Source organism: Microcystis sp. M31BS1, assembly GCF_020245285.1.
In the GTDB taxonomy this organism is placed as follows: Bacteria; Cyanobacteriota; Cyanobacteriia; order Cyanobacteriales; family Microcystaceae; genus Microcystis; species Microcystis panniformis.
This window is the reverse complement of the sequence record NZ_JADBVE010000358.1, coordinates 1-5455: the sequence shown is the minus strand read 5'-3', so window position 1 is coordinate 5455 and position 5455 is coordinate 1. Positions and strand designations below refer to the sequence as shown.

The following is a 5455-nucleotide window of genomic DNA, read 5'->3' as shown; positions in this document are numbered from 1 at the left end:
CATTGCATAACACAAACCGAAGAGCCGTAATCAGTAATCAGTAATCAGTAATCAGGAGTCAGGAGATTATTTTTATTTAGGGCTGGCTGAATAATGGTAAAACCCTTTTAAAATAAGGCTTTTGACCTGTTAAAATCCGATGTTAGTGCCAGAAAATAGGATTAAGTAGGGAGGCACAATTATTTGTAGGATGGGTTAGCGGTAGCGTAACCCATGCGGGAGTTGGGTTTCATGCTTCAACCCAACCTACGTTCATCTTATATTTAATTCCACCCACCTACTTAAGACCTTCAAAAACCTTGCATTATCCTTCTCTTAGTACATAAACTGGTACAAAAAAGAGGGCAACAAAGCCTGAAACGACCGGCTACTGACGACCGACTCCTAACCCCACCAACAAACTTTTTCAGCAAACCCTATTTATTCTCCCCAATTCCTAATTCATAATTCCCACACCCCACACCCCACACCCCACACCCCACACCCTGCCCCCTCCCTTCTCCCCCACGCCCTACACCCTGATCACTAAAAACCGATGAACCAATTAAACTTAGAAGTTGCGGGAAAAAAAGAACGTTTAGATGCTTGGATGGGGTCACAATTGCCCGATTTATCGAGATCGAGGCTGCAAAAACTGATAGAACAGGGATATATACAGTTAAATGGTCAAATTTGCACTAATAAAAATACTAAAGTTGGTCAAGGTGATCGCTTAAAGATTACCATTCCCGACAGTCAACCCCTCGAATTAACCGCCGAGGCGATCGAGCTTGATATTCTTTACGAAGACGAATATCTGATTATTATCAATAAACCAGCCGATTTAGTGGTTCATCCGGCCCCCGGCCACGAATCGGGAACCTTGGTCAACGCTTTACTACATCACTGCCCAAATTTAGCCGGAATTGGTGGAATTCAACGCCCCGGTATAGTTCACCGTTTAGATAAGGATACCACGGGTGCGATCGTTATTGCCAAAACCGACCAGGCCCATCAACACCTACAGGCACAATTAAAAACCAAAACTGCCCGCCGGGAATACATGGCCCTTGTCCACGGTGTCCCCAAAAGCGAAACAGGTACAATTGATCTGCCGATCGGTCGTCACCGCAGCGATCGCCAAAAGATGGCTATTATTGCCGTGGAAAAAGGCGGTAGAAATGCCGTCACTCACTGGCAAATCAAGGAAAGACTAGGCAACTACACCTTAATGGAATTTCGCCTAGAAACCGGCAGAACTCATCAAATTCGCGTTCATAGCAGCCACATCGGTCATCCGATTCTTGGCGATCCCCTCTATAGTTCCGGTCGTTCCATCGGAATTAATCTACCCGGACAATTACTCCACGCCTATCGTTTAATCTTAATACATCCGGTCACGGGAGAGAGCCTAGAAGCGATCGCTCCCTTACCCGCTATTTTCCCGAAAGTTTTAGCTATTTTACGGCAGAGAAACCCCTAGCGCACAAATTGCGGCATAATCTCTGCTGCTGTCCATAATCCGTAGATACCGCGACGATGCAGGGAAACCCCCGCTTTCAGATAACCAAAAGCCGGCCCGCAGACATTAGCCGCCATACTGGTTTCATCACCTAAAGTGAAGGTATGGGTAGAAATTTTGCCTTCAAAAGTCCGCCCCGTGACTTTAACATTGGTACTTAAAGGCTTTTTCGGGTTGCGCGTATCCACCACACCCCCGACGGAAACCCGATCGCGTCCACAAATTCCAGCCAATTCCAGCATAATATCGTCCGCGTGTTCCATATTTTCGAGGCTGAGAATGCCATTGGTTTTATTTAACAGCATTTCCACTTCTGCGTCACTCATCTGGTGGGCTGTTTCTGGGTTGTAACCGGGTAAATGGGCGATATCTTCGCGAATAGTGGCACGATAAGCCTCCCAGTTGGCGATTCCCACGCCGAAGGTAATTTTAACGCTATGAATCTCTGCATAACTCTGGGCAGCTAGGGCAGCGGCCGCAGTTAACAGTCCGGGGGTAGCACCGCAGCCGGTCATGTAGGTGATGCCGGCGGCTTCTAGGTCTGCTTGCAGTGCTAAGATTTGTTCCATGGCGCTGGTGCGTTTGAGAGCATCGACTAAAACCCCGCGCCAACCTAAGCGAATGAAGGTTTTAGCGATATCGGCCATGAAATTGTTAGGTAAATTTGGTAAGGCGAGGAAATAGCCTTCTACGTCGGCAGTTTTGATTAATTCCTCGATACTGTTCTGGCTGAGACTGCCGTAATTTTCCAGATAACCGATCGAACCCTGGTCATGATAAATTTTGTTACAGGTATTGACATCTAGACCGTCTTTGTGGTATGCAAAACCGGCTTTATCGGCGGCGGCAGTCCAAAGCATTTCCTGTTTGGGGGCGAGAATTCTAGCGGCAGCCTGTCCCAAACCACCAAAACCTAAAACACCGATCCGAATGCGATCGCTGGCTGTTTGTTTATTCATATTTGTTCTGATTCCTATAGACAAAATTCTATGATCTCGGCGGTCGTGGTTCGCCGTTGCATCTCCTTTATTTTCAATTTATCGCTTCAGGTCGTCTTTTTTGTGTAGTTTTGTTAAATTGTGCCTCCTGGGTCAAGGTTCGCCCTTGACGATGAAGAAAAGTTACGGGAAACTTACAAACAATTAGAGTAGTTGGGTTACAGAATATAAAGTTTTGCTAAAATTTTAACCAGATTGCTACGATTAGCAAACTATCGTAAATTAAAACGATAGGGAGCTTTGCAAACCCCAGATCACGCCGAGAAGAGCTATGAGCATGGAAAGCCTAGAGTTTATCATCTATCCCGATGGTCGCGTTATGGAAAAGGTGACAGGCATAGTCGGTTCATCTTGTCAAGAGGTGACGGCGGCGATCGAGGCACAACTCGGGCAGCTGATGTCTCAAGAGAAAACCTCGGATTATTACCATCAAACCGTCAGCCAGTCAGAGAAAGTCAGCAACGAAGCCACTTTTAGCGACTGGTAATTTTTCATTTTTCCCAATCCCTTTATTTAAGCCACTGAAAAGCCATGTCACACTTTAGCAATATCAAAACCAAAATCCGCGATCTATCCTACCTAAAAGCCGCCCTCAGCGATATGGGGATGGAATGGAAAGAGGGTTCCCACCCCGTCAAAGGTTATCAAGGTCAAACTTTAACCGCAGAGGTGGTAATCGAGCAAGATAACAATTACGATATCGGTTTTCGCTGGAATGGCAACGAGTACGAGTTAGTTGCCGATTTACAATACTGGCAACAACCCCTAACCGTAGAAGGATTTTTAAGAAAAGTAAATCAAGGTTATGCCTACCACACCATCCTGGCAGAAACTGCTAAACAGGGTTTTCAGGTGGCAGCACAGGAAAAAAATACTGATGGTTCCATTCGTCTAGTGGTACAACGTTGGAGTGCCTAATGGCTGATTTTTCTCCCGAACGCTCTGGTTTTGAACCAGAGTTAGGGGGATTCCTAAGAGATTCCCCCGATCGCACTGGTTTTGAACCGGAATTGGGCGGTTTACTGCGCCAGAAAGCGGTTTACGTCGATGAGGTCACTTGTATCGGTTGTAAACACTGCGCCCACGTTGCCCCCAATACCTTTTTTATTGAAGGCGAATACGGTCGCTCTCGTGTCTATAATCAGGACGGTGACGAAGAAGAAATTATTCAAGAAGCGATCGAGACTTGTCCGGTTAACTGTATTCACTGGGTTAATTATAATAATTTGCAATTCCTTGAGGAAGAACGCAAACATCAAGTGATTAAACAGTTAGGTTTTCCTCAGATTCACAAGAAATTTAGCCCCGCAGATTTAGATATCTAGGGTGGATAGGTACAGCCTCATCCACCTATTATTTCCTAGAAGTCACGGCAGCGGCTCTCGATCGAATCCGCTACAGTTCTCAGGGGAAATAATCCTATCTCGGATTTTAACGACAATGAACACCCAACTGATTGATTCTCTCGCGCGAATAATTCTCTCTCTCTCCGAGGAAGAAAGAGAGTTACTGAATCGAAAAATTGAGAGCGAACAACGGGAAAATTTGCAGATTAACGCTCAAATTTTGGATTTAGAAACCCGTATCAAGCAATAGGAAAATCAATATCCCATGAGTTCGGAAGAATTCTATCCTAGATTTCGTTCTGGTGAGCTAGGGGACGCTATGGATTATTTCGAGTGGAATGTTTATTATGAAATGCTATTGGCAGCTAGAAAAGAGATAAGTTTACGATCAAATTAGATGGAGATAGCCGATTATATTCGCAAGGTTAAACGGAAATTATCTGAGAGTTCGATTGTGAACTCTTTCGCGATTGTCGATGAAAGAATTTTATTCGATCGAGGCTATTTCCGAGCGAGAGTCCTTCGATTTCAGGACAACAACTGTATAAAATTGAACCACTGAGATAAATCATGAATCCTAGAGTTAAAGAAGTTATCCCTTTGCCAAACTATCAATTACAACTCATCTTTACTAATGAAGAAAAGAAAATTTATGATTGTTCACCACTGCTCGATTTTGGCATCTTTCAAGAACTTAAAAACAAACAGTATTTTAATCAAGTAAAAATTTTAGATGGTACGGTAACTTGGCCGAACGAACAAGATATCTGTCCGGATACTCTCTATCTTGACTCCATTTCCCAAACCTAGAACAGTTCGATCGAGGAACCCCGACAACAAAAGTAACGCTCCCACTGATCAGATTTTCTTTCGCTACAGCCTTTCTCAGAGAGATGAGGTTAGTTATTGTCGCTAAAATACTTGATGAGTAAGGATTACTCTGTACTTCATCTCTAGGAGAAAGAGTGAGAAATTTTCTATTTACCCGGTGATTGCTGTGGGAAGGGAAAAGTTAGAGGCAATCGGGGCAAAATGATAAGTATTCTATATACAAACACCTTCAATACTTAAAAATATTTAAATTTACAATTGGTAATATTTATTTTTACTTAAGAATTTATTGAGAATAATTTCTATTTATTTACGAGGTGACAATACTTCCAGCGATTTTGGTATAATTTTGCATTATGCTATGGTGGGTTTTTCTGTGCTTTTTTGGACTTTTCAAGGTCTAGCTTGCCTTGAAACCATTGCTAAATCTAGACTTTCCCTTTTAGCCAAACCAAACACTTTGGTCAATTATGCCTTTTTTCCCGAACAACGTTGATCTAATTTTTGTGTAGTTTTGTTGCAAAGTCAAAATTTTTTTGACAAAATGCCCGAATTGTGGTAAAGACGAAATGACGGGATTTAGCATCATCTCTATCTGTTCTACCTCACCCTTAAGATAACTGCTAGAGTTGTTTTTTCGGCTCTTCGGTTTGTGTTATGCAATGGACGGGGGTTATAAGGGATGGAACCCTTATATAGAAAGGCATTTAGCGATTTTTGTCAATTGTTTTTGCTCTAGAGCGAACTAATCAATTAAGTCTCTTGCCAGATAAGGATTT

The 5455-nt window shown here is 43.2% G+C and carries 8 protein-coding genes; 7 read left to right on the top strand and 1 reads right to left on the bottom strand.

Features of this window, described 5'->3' with window-relative positions; translation table 11 throughout:
* Positions 1-535 precede the first annotated feature (535 nt).
* Positions 536-1462, top strand: coding sequence for an RluA family pseudouridine synthase (locus IM509_RS20230; protein WP_052276013.1), 927 nt, complete (start codon positions 536-538; stop codon positions 1460-1462).
* Here IM509_RS20230 and bioU read toward each other — a convergent pair.
* A complete protein-coding gene (bioU, locus tag IM509_RS20225; protein WP_072925296.1) occupies positions 1459-2460 on the bottom strand; it encodes a (S)-8-amino-7-oxononanoate synthase BioU in 1002 nt (333 codons plus the stop codon). The genes IM509_RS20230 and bioU overlap by 4 nt on opposite strands.
* Before the next feature lie 310 nt (positions 2461-2770).
* On the opposite strand from bioU, the gene IM509_RS20220 reads away from it, so the two are divergent.
* From IM509_RS20220 to IM509_RS20195, 6 genes are all read left to right on the top strand, one after another.
* A complete protein-coding gene (locus IM509_RS20220; protein ID WP_002762645.1) occupies positions 2771-2986 on the top strand; it encodes a DUF2997 domain-containing protein in 216 nt (71 codons plus the stop codon).
* Positions 2987-3030: 44 nt separating this feature from the next.
* Positions 3031-3417 carry a DUF1257 domain-containing protein gene (locus tag IM509_RS20215; RefSeq protein WP_002762644.1) on the top strand — a complete coding sequence of 129 codons (387 nt, stop codon included), beginning with the start codon at positions 3031-3033 and terminating at the stop codon, positions 3415-3417.
* Positions 3417-3824 carry a ferredoxin gene (locus tag IM509_RS20210; RefSeq protein ID WP_002734255.1) on the top strand — a complete coding sequence of 136 codons (408 nt, stop codon included), beginning with the start codon at positions 3417-3419 and terminating at the stop codon, positions 3822-3824. The genes IM509_RS20215 and IM509_RS20210 overlap by 1 nt, the downstream gene beginning before the upstream one ends.
* A 115-nt stretch (positions 3825-3939) precedes the next feature.
* Positions 3940-4095: a hypothetical protein gene (locus tag IM509_RS20205; RefSeq protein ID WP_249264864.1), complete on the top strand. Its 156-nt coding sequence runs from the start codon at positions 3940-3942 to the stop codon at positions 4093-4095.
* Positions 4096-4415: 320 nt separating this feature from the next.
* Entirely contained in the window at positions 4416-4655 is a 240-nt protein-coding gene (locus IM509_RS20200; RefSeq protein ID WP_002773190.1) for a DUF2442 domain-containing protein, read from the top strand.
* 310 nt (positions 4656-4965) lie between these two features.
* Positions 4966-5172 (top strand): hypothetical protein, encoded by a 207-nt coding sequence (locus IM509_RS20195; protein ID WP_052276011.1) that lies wholly within the window; start codon positions 4966-4968, stop codon positions 5170-5172.
* Positions 5173-5455 lie beyond the last annotated feature (283 nt).